Source organism: Allobranchiibius huperziae, from assembly GCF_013410455.1.
GTDB lineage: Bacteria > Actinomycetota > Actinomycetes > Actinomycetales > Dermatophilaceae > Allobranchiibius > Allobranchiibius huperziae.
On the sequence record NZ_JACCFW010000001.1, the window covers coordinates 3,342,009 to 3,363,584 of the forward strand.

The window sequence follows — 21,576 nt, forward strand, 5'->3', positions numbered from 1 at the left end:
CATAGGTATGCCACTCGGTGTTTCAGGCCTGTGTAGCTCTGCTCTCTTGTGCCGTGACGCTCATCATCTGCAGCCACGGAGCGCCGTACGTCGTCACGAGAGCCACGTCGGCGGCGTCCCGGCCGCGGCCGATCACCACCCGCCCTTTGCGCGTGCGGTCGTGCCGCGCGTCGAAGTCCCACCAGCGGTCGCCCAGCCAGACCTGGGTCCAGGCGTGGAAGTCCATCGGTCCGGTGTTGATCGGCGGATCGATGTCCGGCATGTAGCCGAACACGTAGCGCGCCGGGATGTTGAGAGCCCGGCAGAACGTGATGAGCAGGTGCGCGAAGTCGCGGCACACGCCTTGCCCGGTCGTCCACGCGTCCACCGACGTCGACAGCGAGTTGGTGGATCCGATGGTGTACGTGAGGTATTCGTGCACGTAGGTGCACAGCGCCGACACCCGGCCGTACCCGCGAGGGTGATTGCCGAACTGCCGCCACGCGTGGGTGCCGAGCACGTCCGGCTGGCAGAAGCGGCTGGAGATCGTGTACTGCAGCACCTCATCCGGCAGGTGCTCCGGAGAGATCTCGGGTGCGTCGGTGTCGACGTCCTCCGGTGCGTCGGGCACCTCGGCACGCACCGCGTACTCGAACGTGGTGATGCCCTGCGGCAGGACGAGCCGGGTGCAGGTGTTGCCGAACGCGTCACGGAAGTCGTGACTGTCCACCGCCGCGGAGTTGGTCCACGACTCCCTCGAGAGGGTGACCTTCGCATTGTCGGTCGGCTTCACCTGGAAGACCGCCGCCGTCGGCGCCAGTGAGGAGTAACGGAAGGTGCACCCCAGGTCGAGCGTGCGGGTGTTCATCGGTGTGGTCGTCCTCGCTCGAGCAGGGGCACGGTGACAGCGAACGCTACCGGCAGGGGCACGCAGAACCGCCGCGCACCCTGGAGTGGGTGCGCGGCGGCTCGACTCCCCCGTATGTCGGCTGCGTCAGTCGGTGACCGCAGCAGCCCGGTCGCGTTCGGCGACCTCGGCCTCGGCGAGCACCAGCTCGTCCGCCTCGGGCAGCTGGGGCCGACGCATCACGGTCAGCACCAGCAGGAACGCGACGATCAGCAGGCCGCCCGCGACCACGAATCCACGGTCCGCGCCCCGCACGAAGACCTCGAGTGCGGCGCGCCCCGCGGAGGAGGTCTCCGCCGGGCCCTTGCCGGCGGTGGCGAAGACGCTCACCAGCACCGCGAGCCCGAGGGCGCCGCCGAGCTGCTGGGTCACGCTCACCAGGCCGGACGCCACCGAGGTGTCCTTGGGCTCTACGCCGGCGATACCGGCGGTGGTGAGCGGCACGAACGCGATGCCGTTGCCCAGTCCGAAGACCACCAGAGCGGGCACCATCGTGGCGTAGGTGCTGCCGACGTCCAGGATCGACATCCAGGTCAGGCCGATGCCCGAGAGCAGCAGACCCGTCGAGGCGATCGCCTTGGTGGAGAAGCGCTGCGCGAAGACCCGCGAGACGAGCTGCGAGGCCAGGAAGACCGACACCGGGATGGGCAGGAACGCCAACCCGGACTCCCACGGGGTCCAGCCGAGCACGATCTGCATGAACTGGCTCATGAAGAAGAACGTGCCCATCGATCCCGCGACGAGCAGGGTGCGGGCGACGTACGCGATCGAGCGGTCCCGGTGCGCAAAGAGGTGCAGCGGGGTGATCGGCGCCTTGGCGCTGCGCTCGACCAGGATGAACGCGGCCATCATCACCAGGCCGACGGCGAACGACGCGAGCGTGCGAGTGTCGCTCCATCCGTCGGAGGCGGCGCGGATGAAGCCGTAGACGAGGGTCGACATACCGGCCGTGACCAGCACGGCACCGGCGACGTCCACGGAGCCCTTGATCATCTTGGAGATCGGCAGGGCCCGGATTCCGAGCGCGAGCACGACGATGCCGATGGGCACGTTGACGAAGAAGACCCAGCGCCAGGAGGCGACCGAGGTGAGCACGCCGCCGGCGATCAGGCCGATGGCCGCGCCGCTCGCGGAGACGACGGTGTAGAGGCCGATCGCGCGGGTCTGCTCACGGCCCGGCTTGACGCTCGACATCAGGATCGCGAGCGCGGAGGGCGCGAGCAGGGCCGCACCGACGCCCTGCAGGCCGCGAGCGGCGAGCAACAGGGCGGAGTCCTGGGCGATGCCGCCGAGGAAGGACGCCAGGGTGAAGATCGCGAGTCCCGCGAGGAACGCGCGACGCCGGCCGAAGAGGTCGCCGGCGCGGGCACCAAGCAGCAGCAGGCCACCGAAGGCGAGCGTGTAGGCGTTCACCACCCAGGACAGGTTGGCGGGGTTCATCTTGAGCTGGGTCTGGATGTCCGGCAGCGCGATGTTCACGATCGCGGCGTCGAGGACGATCATCAGCTGGGTCACGAGGACCACGACCATGATGAGTCCAGGGTTGGCAGGGCGCGCAGAACGGTCGGCGGAGCGGCGGCCCCACCGGCCGCGGCTGCGAGCGCCGACGGGCGCGGTGGTCGACGTGCCGCCCGGGGCGGACTGCGTCGAGGATGACGGCGAGGTGGTGAGTGCCATGGAGTGGTCCTAAGAGTCAGAGGAGTAGTACCCTCGTACTGGAAACGGAGAAGAACTCCGCTTGCACGACTATACGGAGGGTTCCTCCGGTTGTGCAAGTGGGTCGGCAAGAGAAGGTGGATCACGTGTCCGTTACGGCGAAGAAGCCGCTGCGCGCCGATGCCGCACGCAACCGTCGGCTGCTGATCGACACCGCCGCTGACGCATTCGCGGCGAACGGCGTCGATGTCCCCCTCGATGACATCGCGCGGACCGCCGGGGTCGGCATCGGCACCCTCTACCGCCACTTCCCCACCCGCGAGGACCTCGTCCTCGCCGTCTATGCCGCTCGCGTCGACGACCTGGCGCAGCGCTCGGATGAGCTTGCGCGGCGCCCGGATTCGGGTGAGGCCCTGCATGAGTGGATGCGCGAGTTCGTCGACTTCTACGCCGTCAAGCGCGGCATCATCCACCTGCTGCGGTCGATGATGAACACCAATCACGAGCCGTTCGAGGCAATTCGCGCGAAGCTGCTGCACTCCGCCGACGTGGTCCTCGCCCCCGCCATCGCGGCGGGCGTGATCCGCGCGGACACCAGCGCGACCGAGCTCACCCGCGCACTCGGTGGGATCTGCCTGGCGAGCACCCAGCCGGACGCCGACCAGGTGTCGATGAACCTGGTCGACCTCATCTACGACGGTCTGCGCTACGGCACCAGAGCCTGAGCAGTCGGCATACTCGGCGGGTGACCACCGACGAGCCGACGATCCTCGCGACCTCCGGCGGTCTGCGGCCCGGTGAGCGCACGTACTTCGAGTTCACCCCGCTCACGCAGTACGCCGTCGACCTCGCCGGCGTGGCAGGGCGCGCTCCGCGGGTCTGCACCGTCACCACGGCGGGCGGGGACGCGGCGCACGTCATGCACGGGCTTGCCGAGGCGGGGCGTATCGCCGGATACGAGCACACCAACCTGCAGCTCTTCGGAATGCCCAACGTCGCGGACGTCGAAGCCCACCTCCTCTCCCAGGACGTCATCTGGGTGATGGGCGGCTCGGTCGTCAACCTCCTCGCCGTCTGGCGGGCCCACGGACTCGACGCGATCCTGCACCGCGCATGGCAGGCGGGCGTCGTCCTCACCGGGGTGAGCGCCGGGTCGATCTGCTGGTATCAGGGCGGTACGACGGATTCGTTCGGCCCGCAGCTCGCGCCGGTGACCGACGGGCTGGCCTTCCTGCCCTACGGCAACGGTGTGCACTACGACAGCGAGGAGCGGCGCCGTCCCCTGATCCACCGCCTGGTCGCCGACGGCACGCTAGGCCCGACCCACTGCACCGACGACGGGGTCGGACTGCTCTACAGCGGAACGGAACTCGTCGAGGCGGTCGCCGAGAGCGGTGCGGGCGCGTACGTCGTGCAGCGCGACGGCGACACGGTGCGTGAGGATGCCCTGGACGTACGCCGCCTGCCCGCCCGAGCGGGCGGCCGCAGGTGAGAATACGGCCGCGCCGAGGTGCGCGGCGCACGACGGCACCACCTGGTCCCTCCCGGGCGCGGGCGGCCCACCCGAGTGTCCACGACGACATCGCGTGGGCCCTTAGGTCGGCGCGATGCGCACCACCGCCACCGTGGAATCACCGTCCACCGCGATGTCGCGGCCCGGAGTCGCGAGAAGGCAGTCCAGCGGTAGGAGTGCGGCGACGCCATCACCGACCGTGACGACGGGTGAACCGTCCAAGGCGACGACCGCGAGTAACGCGGGTGCCGTACCGGCGAGCACAGCGGACCCCTGAATGCGCACCGTCCCGAGGCTGCTGGTCGCCCGCCCGCGACCCGTCATGACATTGAGGTCGTAGCCGTTCGCGTGCAGCGCGCGCACGGCGTCCTCACCGCGGAACGAGACCACCTCGTGGCGGGGCACCGTGACCGGGTCGTCGCCGACCACCAGCGAGAGAGGACCGTCGCCGAGATTCATGAGCCGCCTGTCCACACCCGACAGCGCCGAGAAGTCGGACGCCGCCGCGATGGTCGCGATACTGAGGCGCCAGACGAGCGCGCCGTCCGTCGTGCGGTACGCGGCGAGCTCACGGGTCTCCCCCAGACCGTTCGCCCACGGGGACACCTGCAGGTCCTCGAACCGAAGGATCCGCGCCGCCCCGCCTTCAGCCGCTGTCACCCTTCCTCATCCCAGCTGATGGACACGCTGCTCCCGTAGGCGGGACCGGGGACGTCGGAGGCGGGAGACTCGTTCGGCTCCTTCCCGACGGGCCAGGCCCGGACGGCCCGGAAGGAGTACCCGTCCTGGCCCGGCGCCTCCCACTCCAGTTCCACGAGCTCGCCGGCGGTGAGGGACTTGAACCCCTCGACGGCAACGTGGCTGAAACTGGTCCAGCAGCCGCCCGGGGTGTCCGGAGAATCGATGACTCCCCACCCCTCGTCGTCGGACCAGAAACGCACGGTGCCCGGTGTCCTCATCCGCCCAGGATGACCTAGGGCCGCCCGCGTGCGGGTCAGGTAGGCGACGAGCGTCGTAGCCCGGTGATGAGCAGGCCGACCATCCGGTGCGCGTCGTACGCCGCGTCCCCGCCGCTCTCGACACCGATGCAGAGGTTGCCGGCGGCGTGCATGAGCGTGAGGGCGTCGACGTCGCTGCGTGTCTCGCCTGCCTGAGTCGCCGCATCGAGCAGCGAGGCGCAGGCCGGGACAAGCCGGTCGAGGAAGTAGGCATGGAGCGAGTCGAAACTCGCCTCCTCCGACCGCAGCGCACCGGCCAGTCCGTGCTTGGTGACGAGGAAGTCCACGAACCCGTCCATCCATGCCGCGAGGGCGTCTGCGGGCGACGCGAGATCGGCGAGCAGCCGCGGCGCGGCGTCCACGAGCGCCTCGATCTGGTGGCGGTAGACGCCGATGACCAGGTCCGCACGGGTCGGGAAATGCCGGTAGATCGTGCCCATCCCGACGCCGGCCTCCGCGGCGATCGCCCGGACGGGGGCATCGACGCCGCGCGCCACGAAGACCGCGGCGGCCGCGTCGAGCAGCGTCTGCTCGTTCCGGCGCGCGTCCGCACGCTTGCGCACGGTCGACGACGTCACCTCGTCGCTCACCTCGATCTCCACCACCCTCTTCACAACCGGAACGCTGCTCCGTATAGTGTCGGAGCAACGTTCCGTTTCCATCATGCCACCAGAGGAGATGCTCATGCGGTACCGCCCACTCGGCCGGACCGGTGTCCAGGTCAGCACACTGTCGCTCGGTGCGATAAAGTTCGGCGCGAACGGCCGTACGACGCAGGAGGACGCGTCCGCGATCCTCGACGCCGCGCTCGAGGTGGGGATCGACACCCGCCCGTCCATCGCCGATGCCTCGCCGCGGCGCCGCTGATGGCCACCACAGCACGACCGAACTTCGGGATCATGACCCCGCCGATGAACGTCGGCTACGACGACCTCCTCCGGGTGTGGCGCGAGGCCGACGACATCCCCGCGATCGAGCACGCGTGGCTGTTCGACCACCTCATGCCCATCGGGGGTGACCTGGACGGCCCGATCTTCGAGGGGTGGACGCTGCTGTCAGCGCTCGCCGCTCAGACCAGCCGCCTGCGACTCGGCCTGATGGTCACGAGCAACCGGTTCCGGCCGCCGGCGGTGCTGGCGACGATCGCGACCACCGTCGACATCGTCTCCGGCGGCCGACTCGACTTCGGCATCGGCGCCGGATCGCGGCCGAGCGTCCCGATCGCCCGGCGCGAGTACGTGGCTCACGGGCTGCCGTACCACGACTCGGCCCACGCGGTCGGCAGTCTGGCCGAGGCGTGCACGATCATCCGGCAGCTCTGGACGCAGGACGCCCCGTTCGATTTCGACGGCGCCTACCACCACCTGGAGGGCGCGTTCGGCAACCCCAAGCCCGTGCAACGGCCGGGACCGCCCATCGTCATCGGCGGGCGTTCGATCGCGACCCTGCGAGTCGTCGCGGAGCACGCCGACGTCTGGAACATCCCGGGCGGAGACATCGCCGATGCGCGCGACCGCAGCGCGATGCTCGACCGGTTCTGTGCCGAGATCGGCCGTGACCCGGCCGAGATCACCCGTTCCGTAGTGCTCTCCGCCTCCTTGGACGAGCCGCACACGACACGCGACGCGATCGCCGAGGCGTTGGGAGGCGGCTTCACGCACATCGTCCTCAGGCTCGGTGCGCCGTACGGCGACGGCATCGTGCGGCGGGTCGTCGAGGAGATCATCGGGGACTTCGCTCCGGGCGGCTCGGACGGCTCAGCACAGGATCAGGGCAGCGGCCGGTAGAGCACACGTAGTCCGACGCGGCCGCGGGTCGGGGACTCGAACGCGCCGGGGACGGTGCCGATGGTCACGAATCCCAGGTCGGCGTACAGCCGCTCTGCGGCCTCGTTCCCCTCGACGACCGCGTTGAACTGCATCCCCGCGAACCCGGTCACGGTCGCCCACCGCAGAGCGTCCCGCACCAGGGCCCGGCCCACGCCTCGGCCCCGAGCTGAACGCGCGACCATGAAACTGCCGCTGGCGATGTGGTGACCCGGCCCCGGCCGATTCGCGTACATGTTCGCGGTGCCGACGACGCGACCGCCCGAACGCGCCACCGTCGTCCGCCCGGGAGGTCCCACGATCCACATCGAACGCGCCGCGCGTTCGGACATCGCGGGGTCGTAGGCGAACGTCTCCTGCTCCAGAGCGACCTCATGAACGATGGGCCACACCTGCTCCCAGTCCCGGGTCGTGAACGTCTTGATCTGCGGCGAAGAGGTCACGGCCCCAGCCAAGCCTCGAGCGAGGACCACCGCCAGGTGTTTTCGAGAGGACGCTCCAGGACACGCCCGGCCGAGGCGGCCGCGCCGACCAGGGCTTGAATGAAGACATGACAGACAACACGCAGCACACCGCCCAGCACTGGGTCGCCACGGACTACGGCGATCTCGACGTGCTGCGGTTGGAGGAGACCGACGTGCCCGCACCCGCCGAGGGCGAGGTCACCATCGACGTACGGGCCGCCGGGATGAACCCGGCCGACTACAAACACATCGCCCGCAGCGGCGACCGGGATGCGTTGCCGGTGGCCATCGGCTACGAGGTCGCCGGTGTCATCTCGGCGTTAGGACCGAACACTCAGATCGCTTCCGGCGCCGGGGCCGTCGGGGATGAGGTGCTCGCCTTCCGGGTCGCGGGCGGGTACGCGTCGAGTATCACGGTCCCTGCCCGCGACGTCTTCGCTAAACCAGCCGGACTCTCGTTCCCCGAGGCTGCCAACCTGCTGCTCGCCGGGACGACGGCATCGGAGATGTTGCATGTCACGGGAGTCGCGAGAGGCGACACCGTCCTGGTGCACGGTGCGTCCGGAGCCGTCGGGGTCAGCCTGCTGCAGCAGGCGCGACTGATCGGCGCGCGCGTGATCGGCACCGCGGGCGAGAAGAGCGTCGACACCGTGCGGCGGTTCGACGGCATTCCGGTCGCCTACGGCGAGGGACTGCAGGACCGCGTGCGCGACCTGGCCCCCGAGGGCATCGCCGCAGCGCTCGACTGTGTCGGCACCGATGAGGCCGTCGATGTCTCGTTGGCCCTCGTCGAGGACCGGGATCGCATCGTCACCATCGCCGCCTTCGACCGCGCCGAGCAGGAGGGCATCCGTGTCATCGGCGGAGCCATGCCGGCGAGCGCGACATACCGGGACGGGGTGCGCGCGCACCTGATTCGACTCGCGGGCGACGGCGATCTGGTCGTGCCCATGGCAGGCACCTACCCGCTGGCGGACGCGCTCCAAGCGCTGGAACTGCTCACGTCGGGGCACCCGGGCGGCAAGCTGGCGCTGCTGCCCTGAGGCGGCGTGCGCTCGTCACGGGGCCGGGCCGGAGCCGCGACTGGCGGCGTACCCCGGCCCCGCAACGGGTCACTCAGCGGTAGGACTTCTTGACGCTCGCCTCGACGGTGTGGGCCAGCACGTCCTGGCCGGCGACGCTGGGGTGCACCCCGCAGCCGCTCTGGGCACCGCTCGACGTCGCAGTCTGGTGCGGGAACAGCTGCGTCAGCAGACCTGCCGCGCAGCTGTCTCCACCGGAGTGCAGTGCGGCGTTCTGGAACGCGGCGTACCCGTCGGCGATCCGGACGCCGTACGGCTTGGCGGCCGTGTCCATGACCTGGTTGAGCGCCACGCTGCCCGCGCTCGCGGTGGCCGAGGAATAGTTCGTCGAGTAGTAGTTCACGATCACGATCTGGCCGGAGTAGCGCGCCTGCTGGCGCAGGGTGGACAGGATCGTGCTCACGTTCTTGCTGATCCCGGCGAGCGTGGTCGCCAACGCCGTGCCGGTGCAGGTGCCGCCGTGCTGCGCCTGGCACAGGAACGCGTCGTTCGCGCCGATGCCGAGCGTCACCAGGCGGGTGTTGTGGTGCTTCTTCAGGAAGTCCACCGCGAAGGTCAGCTGGCTCTCGGTCTTGCTGCGGTAGGTCACGTGCAGCGGGAAGTTGGTGCGGTATCCCGCGGGCGTCTCGCACGCGTAGCTCGGGGTGGCCGTGTTGATGAGACTGCCGGAGGTCTCACCCGGGCAGGTGGCATTCGTGACCCGCACCCCGAGCGCGGTGCCGACCTCCTCGGGGTAACCGACGAAGCTCGTGGGGTCCAGGTAGTTTGGCGGCGGGAAGGTCGTGGGCTCGCGGTAGCCGAAGGCCACCGAGTCGCCCAGGGCCAGATAGTCCGAGCCCGGCACGACGGGCCGCTGGTGCGAGGAGCCCCAGTGGGCCGGTTGAGCCGGGTGTGCCGTCGCCGCGAGGGACGGCACGGCGACCCCCACGCTCAGCGCCGCCGTCGCGGTCAGAGCGAGGATGTTCCGCCGAGAATGCCGAAGGACTGGAACGCGCATGAATGCCTACTCTCCGTAGAACCGATGTGCCCCGAACCGTTTCGGAAAGTAGCACGGCCACCTGCCTGGACAGCCCCGAACCGGCGACTTCCGGACCCTGAACGCAATGTCGATTTTCCGCCAGCGCAGCTCCCGTCCGGCTGCCACAGTGGGACACATGGACACCGCCACCGACCTGCTCGTGCGGGCCATCGACCGCACCCGCCTGGACGAGGTGCGCCGCAACGATGCGGACGGGCACGGCAACCAGGTGGCCCCGTTCGCCGCCACCGGACAGGGCGAGCCCCTGCGCTGCTGCCTGCGCTACGCCGAGCCAGGAGAGCACATCGCCCTCATCTCGTACGCGCCGTTCGACCATCCGTCGGTATGGACCGAGGTCGGGCCCGTCTACATCCACGCCGCGCCCTGCGACGGCTATCCGACGTCCGAGCGGCTTCCCGCGCAGCTGTCGACCGGTCCGCGACTGCTGCGCACCTACCGCGCGGACGACACCAAGAACTACGAGCACAACACGGTCGTGCCGGACCAGGTCGCGCTCGAGCCGATCATCCAGCGACTGTTGTCGCACGCGGATGTCGCGACGGTGCACGTGCGCAACCTCGACTCGCAGTGCTTCATGTACGCGGTCGGCGCGGGTCACGCTTCGGGAGACGATCCGGCGTGAGGACGCAGAACGCCGAGAGCTATCTGCAGGCCGCAGCCTCGGTGGTCGACCTGGTCGGGCGGATCGGTCCCGATGCCTGGGACGGTCCCGGGCTCGGCGACTGGGACCTGCGCTCACTGGTCGGCCACACCGGTCGAGCGCTCACCACCGTGTTGACCTACCTGCACCAGCCCGCCGAACGCATCGACCAGGCCTCACCGGAGGCCTACTTCGCCCAGGTGCTGCTCAGCGGCCGGCAGGTCGATCCGGAGGCCGTCCTCGAGCGGGGTCGTCAGGCGGGGCGGGCCCTCGGCGACGATCCCGCAGCGGGGTTCGGCGCACTCGTGGACCAGGTCGGCGCCGAGCTCGCCTCGGCCGACCCGGCCGCGGTGATCACGACCATCGCCGGCGGGATGACCGTCGACGCCTACCTTCCGACCCGCACGTTCGAGCTGGTGGTGCACGGCCTCGACATCGGCGCCGCGGCCGACCTGCCGACCACCTTCACACCGGCGTCGCTGAACGAGACGTGCGCGTTGGCCGGTCGCATCGCGGCCCGCGCCGGCCGCGGCCCGCAGATGCTGCGCGCGCTCACCGGACGGGCTGACCTGCCACCCGGATTCAGCATCGTGGCCTGAGCGCCCCGACCCACGGAGCGACGGGGGCGGAGGCGGAGTCTCACGCACCACTCACGTGAGCCACGACCTGCCGGATGTCCTCGAGATGGTGCTGCCCCTCGTGTGCGGCCTGGCGCACCAGCCACAGAGCGGTGCGGCTCTCACCGGGCAGCCGCGTGATGCGCCGATCCCAATGCTCCGGCCCGGTCCGCGCCACTTCTTCGCGGAACCCCGTGGCCGTCGCCTGCAGTTCCGCGATCACCGCGTCGACGTCGAGGTCGTTGTAGCGAAACCTGCGGGCCCGCAGATCGTTCAGCATCGGCTCCAGCACCGGCTCGTCCTCGGTACGCGCGCGGTGCAGCCGGATCGTGTACGCGGCGTACACGTCGCGCAGGTGACACACGTACTCCGTGACCGACCACAGCCCCGGCCCCGATCGGCGCCGCCGAGCCTCAGGTGACAACGGAGCCACCGCTCTCCTCACCAGATCGGGCACCCCCGCGATCAGCGCGACGGCTCGGTCGAGCGACACCTGCGGGTAGCTGAGGCCGCACCGCTCGCAGGTGAAGTCCTCGCCGGCCAGCGGCGGCAGCGTGCCCCCGAGCCCGGCCCGCGCTCGGTCGTCGGCGCTCATGAGCACCATCATTCCCCGCCCGGCGGGTCCCCGGACGGAGCATCCGGGCCGGGCGGCGGACCCCGCCGGGGGGCCCGCAGCCCGGTCGCGCAACGGCGCCACCGGGGCTAGCGTCGATGCATGGAACATCGCGAACTGGGAACGCAGGGTCTGCGGGTCGGCGCCATCGGCCTCGGCACGATGGGTATGACGATGGCGTACGGCGCCGGCGACGAGCCGGGCGGCACGGCCACCATCCACCGGGCGCACGAGTTGGGGGTCACCCTGCTGGACACCGCCGAGTTGTACGGCGGCGGCAGCGGCAGCAACGAGAAGATCGTCGGCGCGGCGGTGCGCGACTTCCGCGACGAGATGGTGCTGGCCACGAAGTTCGGGTTCGTCCTGCCCCGCACCAACGACGGCGGGCGCGAGTTCGACAGCCGCCCGGAGCACATCCGGGAGGTCGCGGACAACAGCCTGCGCTACCTGCAGACCGACCACATCGACGTGCTCTACCAGCACCGCCCCGACCCGGACGTCCCCATGGAGGACGTCGCGGGGGCCGTCAAGGAACTCATCGACGCGGGCAAGGTCCGCTACTTCGGCCTGAGCGAGGCGGGCCCGGAGCAGATCCGCGCCGCGCACGCCGTGCAGCCCGTCTCGGTGCTGCAGACGGAGTACTCCATCTTCGAGCGCGCGGTCGAGGCCGAGGTGCTTCCGGCCGTGCGCGAGCTGGGGATCGGCTTCGTCGCGTACTCACCGCTCGGTCGCGGCTTCCTCACCTCCACGGTGAAACCGGCCGCGGAGTACCCCAAGGACGACATGCGCAGCTGGGACGACCGCTGGCAGCCGGGCAACTACGAGAAGAACGTCGAGGCGATCCACCAGCTGACCGACCTGGCCCGCGAGAAGGGCGCCACCGTGACACAGCTTGCCCTCGCCTGGCTCCTCGCCCAGGGCGAGGACATCGTCCCGATCCCCGGCACCCGGAGCCCGGAGCGGCTGGCGGAGAACGTCGCCGCGGCCGACCTCACGCTCAGCACCGCCGACCTGGAGCGGGTGGCGCGGATCCTGCCGAGGGGCGCGTACGGGAGCCGCTACCCCGCGGAGATGATGCCCCGCTGGTGACCCCGCGGCGTCCGTCGGGCAGCCGACCGGACGAGCACCGCAAGTCCCTACCCCGATTCGGGCTGCCGAAGCACCTGCAGACGCTAGGTTTCGGCACGGATCGCCACGGCGGCGGTCCGCACTCGGGGGAAGGACCCACACGTGTCACGCAGAATCGCAGCACCGCTCCTCGCCATCGCGCTCGCAGGCTCCGCCTGGGCCGCAGCACCGACGTCAGCGCACGCCGCCACGCCCGGAGCGATGGGGACCTACCACCCGAGCACCACGGCGCGCGTCGCCGACACCCAGTCTGGCTGGGGCGGCAGGACCGGCTACGTCTCCAGCAAGAACTCGGTCACCTACACCGTCACCGGGAGGAACGGCATCCCGTCGACCGGGGTGTCCGCCGTCGTGGTCCAGCTGACGGCGTTCGACCAACACGGCAACGGCGCGTTCGTCGCCTACGCCGCGGGCACGTCGCGCCCGGCCGCTGTCAGCTTCGCGTACGGCGGTCGCAGCACCCAGGTCGGCAAGGTGACCGTGCCCGTGAGCTCGACCGGCCGGATCTCCGTGGCGGGCGCGGGCGCGTACCAGGCGCACCTGCGCATCGACGTCGTCGGCTGGTACGCATCCTCATCGTCGACGGCGCCCGCCGGCGGGCTCTACCTGCCGAGCGACCTCGAGCTCACCGACGACACGAGGATGTCCGGCGCCCGTCTGCAACCGGGCGACCAGCTCGAGGAGGACCTGGAGATCGGGTTCGGTTCGGACGACCCGAACTTCCAGGCACCCACGGTGGTCGCGCTCGACCTCAACATCAGCGCCCTCAGCCCGAGCGGCACCGGCGGCCTCACCGCGTGGAGCGGCACCGGTCGCCGGCCCTACGTGCCGTCGCTCGAGTTCGGCAACCACGACTCGGTCAGCAGCTCGGTGATCGTGCCGGTCACGTTGGTCAGCAGCCAGTCCGAGGGCGGCGGCACCGTCGCGACGTACAAGTTCGTCGTCGGCGCCTTCGGCGGCTCGACCGACGTGGCGCTGTCCATCGGCGGGTTGTACGACCAGGGCCGGGACGCCTTCGGCGCGGCCTACCGACCCACGGCACCTCAACTCGCGATCAACACGGTCACCGGCCTCGGGATCACGAAGGGTCGCCTCGGCGCGGACAGCGCGCGACTGGCGACGCTGCCGTCCGCGGCGATCGACGACGGCACCGTCGCGGTCAACATGACCACGGCCGCGGTCGCCCCCACCGCCGGCACCTGGGTCGCCCAGACCACCGACCTGCTGAACACACGCAGCACCAGCATCATCAACACCCTTGCCGGTGCTACCCGTTCGGGCACCCTCACCGCCGAACTCGACTCTGCGATGAACAGCGATCTCCCGCAGGTGGGCTTCTACAACGGCAAGGGCAGCATCGACGTGCAGGCCTGGACGTACGGCCGGTTCGACTTCACCGACGACGGCGTCGTGGGTGCGAAGAACCTGTCCGCTCGGCAACTTGCCAAGCGCGTCCTGTCGCAGCGGCCGACGATGCGCCTCAAGCACAAGGTCATCCGGGCGCACTGACCTCCCGCGTACGGCGACCGGCCGGACCCGCACCCCGTGAAGGTGCGGGTCCGGCCGGTCGTGTCGTCGGGGGCAGGTCAGAGAGGCTCGACCTGACGGACGACCTCGGCCAGCAGCGGGTAGACGGCCGGGTCGTTGTTGTCCGCCATTCCGACGATCGCCACATCGGTGCCGATCTCGGCGAGCGCGCCGAGCTTGTCGACGGCCTGGGCGACGGTCATCGCCGGGCCGCCACGCTCGCGCTCCTCACCACCGCGCTCCGACAGCGACAGCTGGGTGATGACGGTCTTGGTGATGTCCTCATAGGGACGACCGAGACGCTCGCAGTGCGCGGCGAGCACGTCGTACTTCGCGCGCACCCCCTCGGGACCGAGGTCGAAGATGTTGCACGCGTCGGCGTACTGCGCCACCATCCGCAGCGTCTTCTTCTCTCCGCTGCCGCCCAGCATGATCGGCGGGTGGGGTCGGCTGATCGACTGCGGCACGTTGAGCGGGCGCTCCAGCTGGTAGTGCTGTCCGGCGTACGCCGTCTCGTCTCCGGCCCACATCTGCAGCGCGATCTGCAGGGTCTCCTCCAGCCGCTCGAAGCGCTCCTTCATCGGTGGGAACGGCACACCGAGGCCGCGGTGCTCCTGCTCGTTCCACGCGGCGCCGATGCCGAGCAGCGCGCGGCCGCCGGACAGCACGTCGAGGGTCGTGACGGTCTTCACCAGCAGGCCCGGGTGGCGGTAGGTCACGCCGGTCACGAGAGTGCCCAGCGAGATCCGCGAGGTCTGCCCCGCGAGGAACGCCAGGGTCGCGTAGCCCTCGAGCATGTCCAGCTCGGGCGGCCCGATCATCTCGATCTGGAAGAAGTGGTCCATCACCCACAGACTGGAGAGGCCGGCGTCCTCGGAGTCCCGCGCGATCCGACCGAGCGTCGGAGCGATGGATTCCGGGGCACCCGGCCAGGAGAAGTACGGCACTTGCTGTCCGATGCGCATCTCCCCATCCTGCACCTCCCGTCAGCGCGCGGGTACGCGCGCCGGAAGGCACCGATGGCATCCGCCGTTGTCCGTGCCAGGGGGCGCGGCGACGCGTATCGTGGAATTTCCGCCGTCCTGGAAGCTGCCCGATGGTCCGCACTGCCGCGCCCACGCCCTTCGTCGATGGCACGCGCTCCGAGGTCGTATCGGCCGACCCGCGGCGCTCCACGGCCCAGCTGCCATGAGTGCCCATGTCTGACCGTGACCGGCGCGACCGACTCCGCAGCGTGGCGGAGGCGCGCGACCGTTTCGTCAGCACCGGTGAGACTCCCGAGGGTCTGCGGCCCGTCGTACGCAGTTCCTGGCAACGCAGCATCCGTGAAGGGCTGGATCCCGACCACTCCAGTCCACCCGTCGACCTGCTCGACGACGACCTGGAGGCCTGGCGGGCGGGCCACCCGCTCGCGGACGCGATGCCGGTCATTCGCCGCCTGCTCGTCGACGACGCCCGCGAAGCGGGGATGCTCGTCGCGGTGAGCGACGCGGCGGGGCGCCTGATGTGGGTCGAGGGACCGACCGCGCTGCGCCGCCGGGCCGAGGGCATCCACTTCGTCGAAGGCGCCCTCTGGTCCGAGGCGGCGGCCGGCACCAACGCACCCGGCACGGCCCTCGCCCTGGACCAGCCGTTGCAGATCTTCGCGGCCGAGCACCTGGCCAGGCCGGTCACCGCATGGAGTTGCTCGGCGGCTCCGATCCACGACCCGGACACCGGCGCGGTGCTCGGCGCGCTCGATCTGACCGGTGGGGACGACGTAGCGGCGCCGCACACCCTGACCATCGTGAAGGCGACCGTCGCGGCCGTCGAGAGCGAGTTGCGCCTGCACCGACTCACTCGCGCCTCGGATCGCCAAGGCGCCGGGATGCTGCTCCGGTCGCTCGGTCGCGAGAGCGGCGGGGCGCTCGAGGGCGGCCACGGCATCACCCGGATGTCCGGACGGCACACCGAACTGCTGGTCCTGCTGGGCCAGGCGCGCGACGGCATCTCCGGCGACCGCCTGGCGGTCGAGTTGAGCAGCGACGACCACGCCGCGGTCACCGTGCGCGCGGAGTTGTCGAGATTGCGCACCGCGCTCGCGCCGCTCACGTTGACCTCACGTCCCTACCGGCTCGACCCCCACCTGGTGACCGACGTCGAACAGGTCCAGGACCTGCTACGCGGGCACCGGATCGCCGCCGCACTCAATCTCTACCGCGGCCCGCTGCTGCCCACGTCCGATGCACCCGGCATCTGCCGGCTGCGCGACCAGCTGCACCGCCAGGTACGCGACGCGCTGATCCGCACCGGCGACCCCGACCTGCTCCTGCGGTTCGCCGACACCGCTCACGGGTACGACGACGAGCAGGTCTGGCGTGCGGTGCGCGATTGCCTGCACCCCGGCTCTCCCCGCCACGACGGCGTCCGCGCACACCTCGCGCGGTTGGACCGAGAGCTCGGCTGAGACCGGTCACAGAACGCTCGACGACCCCCACATCGCAGGCACAGCCGGTGCAACGTTCGCGCAACGTGTCTGTGATTAGCGTCACAGGCAAGTCTGGCCAGAGCCAGACGCACAGCACCTTCGGATGGAGATGTCGATGAGCACGTACGCGCAGCCGGGGCAGGACGGTAGCCCCACCACCTATAAGAGCCGCTACGACAACTGGATCGGCGGCGAGTGGGTCGCCCCGGTCAAGGGCCAGTACTTCGAGAACCCCTCTCCCGTCACCGGCAAGACCTTCTGCGAGGTCGCCCAGTCCACGGCGGAGGACATCGACCTGGCACTGGACGCCGCCCACAAGGCCGCCCCCGCATGGGGCAAGACCTCGGTGGCCGAACGTGCAGCGGTCCTCAACCGGATCGCCGACCGCATCGAGCAGAACCTGGAGATGCTCGCGGTCGGGGAGACCTGGGACAACGGCAAGCCGGTGCGCGAGACGATGGCCGCCGACCTGCCGCTGGCGGTCGATCACTTCCGCTACTTCGCCGGTGCCATCCGCGCGCAGGAAGGCCACCTGTCCCAGATCGACGAGGACACCGTGGCCTACCACTTCCACGAGCCGCTCGGCGTCGTCGGGCAGATCATCCCGTGGAACTTCCCGCTGCTGATGGCGACCTGGAAGCTGGCGCCCGCGCTGGCCGCCGGCAACGCCGTCGTCCTCAAGCCCGCCGAGCAGACGCCGGCCTCGATCATGCTGCTCATGGAGCTGATTGCCGACCTGCTCCCGCCGGGCGTCCTCAACGTCGTCAACGGTTTCGGCGTCGAGGCGGGCAAGCCGCTCGCCAGTTCCAGCCGGATCCGCAAGATCGCCTTCACGGGTGAGACGACGACCGGCCGGCTGATCGCCCAGTACGCGAGCCAGAACCTGATCCCGGCCACCCTCGAGCTCGGTGGCAAGAGCCCCAACGTCTTCTTCGACGACGTGATGAGCGCCGACGACGCGTTCCAGGACAAGGCGCTCGAAGGGTTCGCGATGTTCGCGCTCAACCAGGGCGAGGTCTGCACCTGTCCGAGCCGCGCGCTGATCCAGAACAGCATCTACGACCCGTTCCTGTCGGCCGCGACCGAGCGCACCAAGAAGATCCAGCAGGGCAACCCGCTCGACACCGACACGATGATCGGTGCGCAGGCGAGCAACGACCAGCTGGAGAAGATCCTGTCCTACATCGACATCGGCACCCAGGAGGGCGCCCGGATCATCACCGGTGGCGAGCGCGTCGACCTGGGCGGGGACCTGTCGGGCGGCTACTACGTCGCTCCGACGATCTTCGAGGGCACCAACAAGATGCGCATCTTCCAGGAGGAGATCTTCGGACCCGTCGTCTCGGTCACGAAGTTCAACGACTACGACGACGCCATCAGCATCGCCAACGACACCCTCTATGGGCTCGGGGCGGGCGTCTGGTCGCGCGACACCAACACGGCGTACCGCGCCGGTCGCGACATCCAGGCCGGCCGGGTGTGGACGAACTGCTACCACGCCTACCCGGCGCACGCCGCGTTCGGCGGCTACAAGTCCTCGGGCATCGGCCGGGAGAACCACCTGATGATGCTCGACCACTACCAGCAGACCAAGAACCTGCTGGTGTCCTACTCCCAGAACGCGCAGGGCTTCTTCTAAACCGCCCCGTACGACGGAGTCGGCGCAACGCCGTCTCCTGCAACACTTCGCGGGGACCCCGCAAAGGGTCCCCGCGAAGTCGGCGAAAGGTGCACCGTGTCGATCGATGAAAGTGCTTCCGAGGTACGTGAACAGGTCGCGGTCACACCGGCCGCCGCCGAGATGATCCGTGACCTGCGCGAACGCAACGGGCCACTGATGTTCCACCAGTCCGGCGGCTGCTGCGACGGATCGGCACCGATGTGCTATCCCGACGGCGATCTGATCCTGGGCGAGAACGACGTGCACCTCGGTGATCTCGACGTCGGCGAGGGCGACCCGGTGGCGGTGTGGATGACGCGCGAGCAGTACGAGGCGTGGAAGCACACCCACATCACCATCGACCTCGTGAAGGGCCGCGGTGCGGGCTTCTCCCTGGAGGCGCCGACCGGGCACCGATTCCTCATCCGCTCCCGCCTCATGCCTACCCCCACCGACACCACCGCCTGCCCCATCTGAGGAGAGGTCACGGCGTCCTCGCGGGCGCCTGGCAGGCTGCGCGGTATGCATGCACACCGCACCACCCGCTGGGAATCGTCGGACCATCGCGACTACGGGCGCACGTTCGCCGACCTGCGCTCCAGCGGCGCGGACATCACCGGCGAAGCGCGGCTGGCTGACGTCATCGCACCTCGGCACGCGAGGATCCTCGACGCCGGCAGCGGGATGGGCCGGATAGGTGCTGCTCTGCAGGATCGCGGTCACGACGTCGTCGGCGTCGATCTCGACGCTGCCCTGCTGGAGCAGTCCCGCGAGAGTTACCCCCATCTACCGGTCGTCGAAGCCCGGCTCGACGAGCTGACCCCCGAAATCCTTGAGGCAGAAGGTCATCCGACCACGTACGACGTGATCGTGTGCGTCGGGAACGTGATGATCCTGCTCGCACCCGACACCGAGCGGGAGGTGCTGGGACGTCTGCGCGCTCTTTTGGCGCCGGAAGGCCGCATGCTCGTCGGCTTCCACCTGCAGGCGAAGCCGCGCAGCTCACGCACCTACCCGGCGCAGGAGTTCATCGCCGATGCTCACGCAGCCGGGCTGCGTGTCGAAGCCCGCTTCGCGTCGTACGACCTGCTGCCGAGCAGCGAGGAGGCCGACTACGCCGTGTTCCTCCTGCGCGCCCTCTAGCACCGAGGAAACGACCCGGTTCGCCGGTACGCCGTCCGCACGCTCATGATCCTCCGTCACCATAGGGGTGTGACGGATGCTGGCTCGACGCCGACGAAGGAGCCGAGTCGGCGCACGCTCTGGCTCGACGACTTCCAACGCCGACACCGGATCGTGGGTTTCCCCATCGCTGTCGTCTACAAGTTCTTCGACGACTCGGGCAGCTATCTCGCGGCGCTGATGACCTACTACGGGTTCGTGTCGCTCTTCCCGCTGCTGCTGTTGCTCAGCACGGTGCTCAGCTTCGTGCTGCGGCACTACCCGCAGCTGCAACAGGAGATCGTCAACTCCGCCGCCGGGCAGTTCCCGATCGTGGGCAAGCAGTTGCAGGACCCCAAGCGGCTCAGCGGCAGCCTGGGCGGAGTGCTGGCCGGACTGGCGATCGCCATCTACGGCGGGCTGGGCATCGGGCAGGCCGTCCAGTACGCGATGAACACCGCATGGGCGGTGCCGCGCAACGAGCGACCCGATCCCTTCTCGGGTCGACTGCGCAGCCTCCTGCTCATCGGCGTCACCGCGCTCGTGCTGCTCGCGGCCACGGCCGCCTCCGCGATCGTGGGCCTCATCAACGGTCAGTGGTGGGTGCTGATCATGCACTGGGCACTGCCCCTGGTGCTGGACACGCTCCTCTTCATCCCCATCTATCGCCACGGTGCGTCGCGGAAGTTGAAGATCCGGCAGGTGCTGCCAGGAGCACTCATCGCAGCCGTCGCGCTGACTCTGTTGCAGACCTACGGCGTCCGCTACGTCAGCCGGGTGGTGGATCACGCGAAGAACAGCGAGACCAACGTCATCTTCGCGACGGTGCTCGGGCTGCTGGCGTTCATCTACCTGGCCAGCGTCATCACGGTCTTCTGCACCGAGATCAATGTCGTGATCGACAAGAAGCTCTACCCCCGGGCCCTGCTCACGCCGTTCACCGACAACGTGCAACTGACCGGCGGCGACCGGCGCACCTACGTCGCGTTGGCGAAGGCACAGCGGCACAAGGGATTCGAGAAGATCGACGTCACCTTCGACCAGCCGCCACCGTCGGAGCCGGGCGCTGCGGCCGACTCCGGTGCCCACGCCCACGCCGACCGGCAGGACAGCCCCACGGAGCCCATGCCGGAACGGCCCGTCGAAGAACGACGGTGGCTCAGGTAGGTCCGAGAGACTCAGGACGACCTGTGGCTCTCGGACTCACCTGAGTCGCGGTCACGATCTCAGCCGGCGGCTGCGCGCAGCTTCTCCAGCAGCGGACCGGCCGCCTCGTCGAGGAACCGCTGCTGCAGTTCGTCGCCGACCTGTACGACCGCCACGTCGGTGAAACCGGCCTCCCAGAACGGCGCGACCTTCTCGACCAGCTCGTCGAGATCCGGGCCGCAGGGGATGGTGTCGGCGACGTCCTCGGGACGCACGAACTTCGACGCCCCCGCGAAACCGGACGTCGTGGGCAGGTCGGAGTTGACCGCCCATCCCCCCGCGAACCAGCGGAACTGCTCGTGCGCAGCCTTCATCGCCTCCTCCTTGCTCGAGGGGTGCCATGAGATCGGGATCTGCCCGATGGCCCTGGCACCGCTGCCGATCGCCGCCACATCCTCCAGCCCGTTCCAGGCCTTCACCAGCTCGGCATCGGGCTCCGTCGCGATGAGGTGGTCCGCGAGCGGGGCGAACCGCGCGATCGCCTTGGGGCCGCCCGCGGCGACGGCGATCGGGACGCCGCCGTCGGGAGCGTCCCAGATGCGTGCGGAGTCGACCCGGAAGTACTCGCCGTCGTAGGTCACCAGGTCGCCCCCGTGCAGCTCGCGGATGATCTCGACGGCCTCGGACAGCATGTCCTGGCGCTGGTCGATCGGGGGCCAGCCCTCGCCGGTGACGTGCTCGTTCAGGTTCTCCCCCGAACCGAGCCCGAGGGTGAATCGCCCGTCGGCCAGGATCTGCAGCGTCGCGGCCTTCTGCGCGACCACGGCCGGGTGGTAACGCTGGATCGGGCAGGTCACGTACGTCATCAACTCGACGCGGCTCGTAGCGTGCGCGACCGCGCCGAGCACCGTCCAGGCGTACGGCGCGTGCCCCTGCGCCGCCAGCCAGGGCGAGTAGTGGTCGCTGCTGACCTCGAAATCGAAACCGGCGTCCTCGGCCGCCTGCGCGTAGCGCACCAGCTCCTTGGGTCCGCTCTGCTCGGTCATGAGGGTGTATCCGAAGTGGGTCGTCATGCGCTCACCCTCGCATCCGGCGCGGTGCCCGCGCAGCCCCCGGCCGAGGCGTCGCACATGGGCTGCGCCGACGTTCGTAG

At 69.8% G+C, this 21,576-nt stretch carries 24 protein-coding genes; 14 read left to right on the forward strand and 10 right to left on the reverse strand.

The window, feature by feature from the left end; translation table 11 throughout:
• Positions 1-22: 22 nt before the first annotated feature.
• Both HNR15_RS15915 and HNR15_RS15920 read right to left on the reverse strand, forming a co-directional pair.
• Positions 23-847 (reverse strand): transglutaminase-like domain-containing protein, encoded by an 825-nt coding sequence (locus HNR15_RS15915; RefSeq protein ID WP_179483288.1) that lies wholly within the window; start codon positions 845-847, stop codon positions 23-25.
• A gap of 126 nt (positions 848-973) precedes the next feature.
• On the reverse strand, positions 974-2,563 hold the full coding sequence (locus HNR15_RS15920) for an MFS transporter (RefSeq protein ID WP_218883768.1): 1,590 nt from the start codon (positions 2,561-2,563) through the stop codon (positions 974-976).
• Positions 2,564-2,688: 125 nt separating this feature from the next.
• On the opposite strand from HNR15_RS15920, the gene HNR15_RS15925 reads away from it, so the two are divergent.
• The gene (locus tag HNR15_RS15925) at positions 2,689-3,267 is read left to right on the forward strand and encodes a TetR/AcrR family transcriptional regulator (protein WP_218883769.1); all 579 of its coding nucleotides are present in this window, start codon (positions 2,689-2,691) and stop codon (positions 3,265-3,267) included.
• 20 nt (positions 3,268-3,287) lie between these two features.
• The gene (locus tag HNR15_RS15930) at positions 3,288-4,034 is read left to right on the forward strand and encodes a Type 1 glutamine amidotransferase-like domain-containing protein (protein WP_179483290.1); all 747 of its coding nucleotides are present in this window, start codon (positions 3,288-3,290) and stop codon (positions 4,032-4,034) included.
• Between the two features lie 102 nt (positions 4,035-4,136).
• On the opposite strand, the gene HNR15_RS15935 is transcribed toward HNR15_RS15930, so the two are convergent.
• Genes HNR15_RS15935 through HNR15_RS15945 form a run of 3 tightly spaced genes read right to left on the reverse strand, consistent with a single transcriptional unit; the run spans position 4,137 to position 5,667 of the window.
• On the reverse strand, positions 4,137-4,715 hold the full coding sequence (locus tag HNR15_RS15935) for a HutD family protein (RefSeq protein ID WP_179483291.1): 579 nt from the start codon (positions 4,713-4,715) through the stop codon (positions 4,137-4,139).
• Positions 4,712-5,014, reverse strand: a complete 303-nt coding sequence (locus HNR15_RS15940; RefSeq protein ID WP_179483292.1) for a cold shock domain-containing protein — start codon at positions 5,012-5,014, stop codon at positions 4,712-4,714. The genes HNR15_RS15935 and HNR15_RS15940 overlap by 4 nt, the downstream gene beginning before the upstream one ends.
• A gap of 35 nt (positions 5,015-5,049) precedes the next feature.
• A complete protein-coding gene (locus tag HNR15_RS15945) occupies positions 5,050-5,667 on the reverse strand; it encodes a TetR/AcrR family transcriptional regulator (RefSeq protein WP_343048566.1) in 618 nt (205 codons plus the stop codon).
• Positions 5,668-5,737: 70 nt separating this feature from the next.
• On the opposite strand from HNR15_RS15945, the gene HNR15_RS15950 reads away from it, so the two are divergent.
• On the forward strand, positions 5,738-5,920 hold the full coding sequence (locus HNR15_RS15950; RefSeq protein WP_218883770.1) for a hypothetical protein: 183 nt from the start codon (positions 5,738-5,740) through the stop codon (positions 5,918-5,920).
• Positions 5,920-6,840 carry an LLM class flavin-dependent oxidoreductase gene (locus HNR15_RS15955; RefSeq protein WP_179483293.1) on the forward strand — a complete coding sequence of 307 codons (921 nt, stop codon included), beginning with the start codon at positions 5,920-5,922 and terminating at the stop codon, positions 6,838-6,840. Before HNR15_RS15950 ends, HNR15_RS15955 begins: the two co-directional genes overlap by 1 nt.
• Here the strand turns inward: HNR15_RS15955 and HNR15_RS15960 are convergent.
• Positions 6,822-7,322, reverse strand: coding sequence for a GNAT family N-acetyltransferase (locus HNR15_RS15960; protein ID WP_179483294.1), 501 nt, complete (start codon positions 7,320-7,322; stop codon positions 6,822-6,824). The two genes, HNR15_RS15955 and HNR15_RS15960, sit on opposite strands and share 19 nt — an antisense overlap.
• Positions 7,323-7,429: 107 nt before the next feature.
• Between HNR15_RS15960 and HNR15_RS15965 the strand changes: the two genes are divergently transcribed.
• The gene (locus HNR15_RS15965; protein WP_179483295.1) at positions 7,430-8,386 is read left to right on the forward strand and encodes a quinone oxidoreductase family protein; all 957 of its coding nucleotides are present in this window, start codon (positions 7,430-7,432) and stop codon (positions 8,384-8,386) included.
• Between the two features lie 73 nt (positions 8,387-8,459).
• Here the strand turns inward: HNR15_RS15965 and HNR15_RS15970 are convergent, their stop codons facing one another.
• Entirely contained in the window at positions 8,460-9,422 is a 963-nt protein-coding gene (locus HNR15_RS15970) for an SGNH/GDSL hydrolase family protein (RefSeq protein WP_179483296.1), read from the reverse strand.
• A 157-nt stretch (positions 9,423-9,579) separates the two neighbouring features.
• Between HNR15_RS15970 and HNR15_RS15975 the strand changes: the two genes are divergently transcribed.
• Positions 9,580-10,086, forward strand: a complete 507-nt coding sequence (locus HNR15_RS15975; protein WP_179483297.1) for a DUF1203 domain-containing protein — start codon at positions 9,580-9,582, stop codon at positions 10,084-10,086.
• Positions 10,083-10,703, forward strand: coding sequence for a maleylpyruvate isomerase N-terminal domain-containing protein (locus HNR15_RS15980; RefSeq protein WP_179483298.1), 621 nt, complete (start codon positions 10,083-10,085; stop codon positions 10,701-10,703). The genes HNR15_RS15975 and HNR15_RS15980 overlap by 4 nt, the downstream gene beginning before the upstream one ends.
• A gap of 40 nt (positions 10,704-10,743) precedes the next feature.
• Here HNR15_RS15980 and HNR15_RS15985 read toward each other — a convergent pair whose 3' ends face one another.
• The gene (locus tag HNR15_RS15985) at positions 10,744-11,316 is read right to left on the reverse strand and encodes a DinB family protein (RefSeq protein WP_179483299.1); all 573 of its coding nucleotides are present in this window, start codon (positions 11,314-11,316) and stop codon (positions 10,744-10,746) included.
• 120 nt (positions 11,317-11,436) lie between these two features.
• Between HNR15_RS15985 and HNR15_RS15990 the strand changes: the two genes are divergently transcribed.
• Positions 11,437-12,423, forward strand: coding sequence for an aldo/keto reductase (locus HNR15_RS15990; RefSeq protein WP_179483300.1), 987 nt, complete (start codon positions 11,437-11,439; stop codon positions 12,421-12,423).
• 141 nt (positions 12,424-12,564) lie between these two features.
• Positions 12,565-13,971 (forward strand): hypothetical protein, encoded by a 1,407-nt coding sequence (locus HNR15_RS15995; protein ID WP_179483301.1) that lies wholly within the window; start codon positions 12,565-12,567, stop codon positions 13,969-13,971.
• A gap of 77 nt (positions 13,972-14,048) precedes the next feature.
• Here the strand turns inward: HNR15_RS15995 and HNR15_RS16000 are convergent, their stop codons facing one another.
• Positions 14,049-14,954 (reverse strand): LLM class F420-dependent oxidoreductase, encoded by a 906-nt coding sequence (locus tag HNR15_RS16000; protein WP_179483302.1) that lies wholly within the window; start codon positions 14,952-14,954, stop codon positions 14,049-14,051.
• A gap of 233 nt (positions 14,955-15,187) precedes the next feature.
• Here HNR15_RS16000 and HNR15_RS16005 point away from each other — a divergent pair, with 233 nt between their 5' ends.
• The 5 genes from HNR15_RS16005 to HNR15_RS16025 all read left to right on the forward strand — a co-directional run bounded on the left by HNR15_RS16005 (position 15,188) and on the right by HNR15_RS16025 (position 20,444).
• Positions 15,188-16,435 (forward strand): GAF domain-containing protein, encoded by a 1,248-nt coding sequence (locus HNR15_RS16005; protein WP_179483303.1) that lies wholly within the window; start codon positions 15,188-15,190, stop codon positions 16,433-16,435.
• A gap of 136 nt (positions 16,436-16,571) precedes the next feature.
• The gene (gene adh / locus HNR15_RS16010; RefSeq protein ID WP_179483304.1) at positions 16,572-18,095 is read left to right on the forward strand and encodes an aldehyde dehydrogenase; all 1,524 of its coding nucleotides are present in this window, start codon (positions 16,572-16,574) and stop codon (positions 18,093-18,095) included.
• 162 nt (positions 18,096-18,257) lie between these two features.
• Complete coding sequence (locus tag HNR15_RS16015; RefSeq protein ID WP_179483821.1) at positions 18,258-18,593, forward strand: DUF779 domain-containing protein; 336 nt, start codon at positions 18,258-18,260, stop codon at positions 18,591-18,593.
• 45 nt (positions 18,594-18,638) lie between these two features.
• Positions 18,639-19,259, forward strand: a complete 621-nt coding sequence (locus HNR15_RS16020) for a class I SAM-dependent methyltransferase (RefSeq protein ID WP_179483305.1) — start codon at positions 18,639-18,641, stop codon at positions 19,257-19,259.
• A gap of 69 nt (positions 19,260-19,328) precedes the next feature.
• Complete coding sequence (locus HNR15_RS16025) at positions 19,329-20,444, forward strand: YihY/virulence factor BrkB family protein (RefSeq protein WP_343048568.1); 1,116 nt, start codon at positions 19,329-19,331, stop codon at positions 20,442-20,444.
• A gap of 59 nt (positions 20,445-20,503) precedes the next feature.
• On the opposite strand, the gene HNR15_RS16030 is transcribed toward HNR15_RS16025, so the two are convergent.
• Positions 20,504-21,496: a TIGR03557 family F420-dependent LLM class oxidoreductase gene (locus tag HNR15_RS16030; protein WP_179483307.1), complete on the reverse strand. Its 993-nt coding sequence runs from the start codon at positions 21,494-21,496 to the stop codon at positions 20,504-20,506.
• Between the last annotated feature and the right edge of the window lie 80 nt (positions 21,497-21,576).

Coding starts and splice junctions, on each gene's coding strand:
- HNR15_RS15915 (WP_179483288.1), bottom strand. CDS start 847: ATGAACACCCGCACGCTCGACCTGGGGTGCACCTTCCGTTACTCCTCA.
- HNR15_RS15920 (WP_218883768.1), bottom strand. CDS start 2,563: ATGGCACTCACCACCTCGCCGTCATCCTCGACGCAGTCCGCCCCGGGC.
- HNR15_RS15940 (WP_179483292.1), bottom strand. CDS start 5,014: ATGAGGACACCGGGCACCGTGCGTTTCTGGTCCGACGACGAGGGGTGG.
- HNR15_RS15950 (WP_218883770.1), top strand. CDS start 5,738: ATGCGGTACCGCCCACTCGGCCGGACCGGTGTCCAGGTCAGCACACTG.
- HNR15_RS15955 (WP_179483293.1), top strand. CDS start 5,920: ATGGCCACCACAGCACGACCGAACTTCGGGATCATGACCCCGCCGATG.
- HNR15_RS15965 (WP_179483295.1), top strand. CDS start 7,430: ATGACAGACAACACGCAGCACACCGCCCAGCACTGGGTCGCCACGGAC.
- HNR15_RS15970 (WP_179483296.1), bottom strand. CDS start 9,422: ATGCGCGTTCCAGTCCTTCGGCATTCTCGGCGGAACATCCTCGCTCTG.
- HNR15_RS15975 (WP_179483297.1), top strand. CDS start 9,580: ATGGACACCGCCACCGACCTGCTCGTGCGGGCCATCGACCGCACCCGC.
- HNR15_RS15985 (WP_179483299.1), bottom strand. CDS start 11,316: ATGAGCGCCGACGACCGAGCGCGGGCCGGGCTCGGGGGCACGCTGCCG.
- HNR15_RS15990 (WP_179483300.1), top strand. CDS start 11,437: ATGGAACATCGCGAACTGGGAACGCAGGGTCTGCGGGTCGGCGCCATC.
- HNR15_RS16000 (WP_179483302.1), bottom strand. CDS start 14,954: ATGCGCATCGGACAGCAAGTGCCGTACTTCTCCTGGCCGGGTGCCCCG.
- HNR15_RS16005 (WP_179483303.1), top strand. CDS start 15,188: ATGTCTGACCGTGACCGGCGCGACCGACTCCGCAGCGTGGCGGAGGCG.
- adh (WP_179483304.1), top strand. CDS start 16,572: ATGAGCACGTACGCGCAGCCGGGGCAGGACGGTAGCCCCACCACCTAT.
- HNR15_RS16015 (WP_179483821.1), top strand. CDS start 18,258: ATGATCCGTGACCTGCGCGAACGCAACGGGCCACTGATGTTCCACCAG.
- HNR15_RS16020 (WP_179483305.1), top strand. CDS start 18,639: ATGCATGCACACCGCACCACCCGCTGGGAATCGTCGGACCATCGCGAC.
- HNR15_RS16030 (WP_179483307.1), bottom strand. CDS start 21,496: ATGACGACCCACTTCGGATACACCCTCATGACCGAGCAGAGCGGACCC.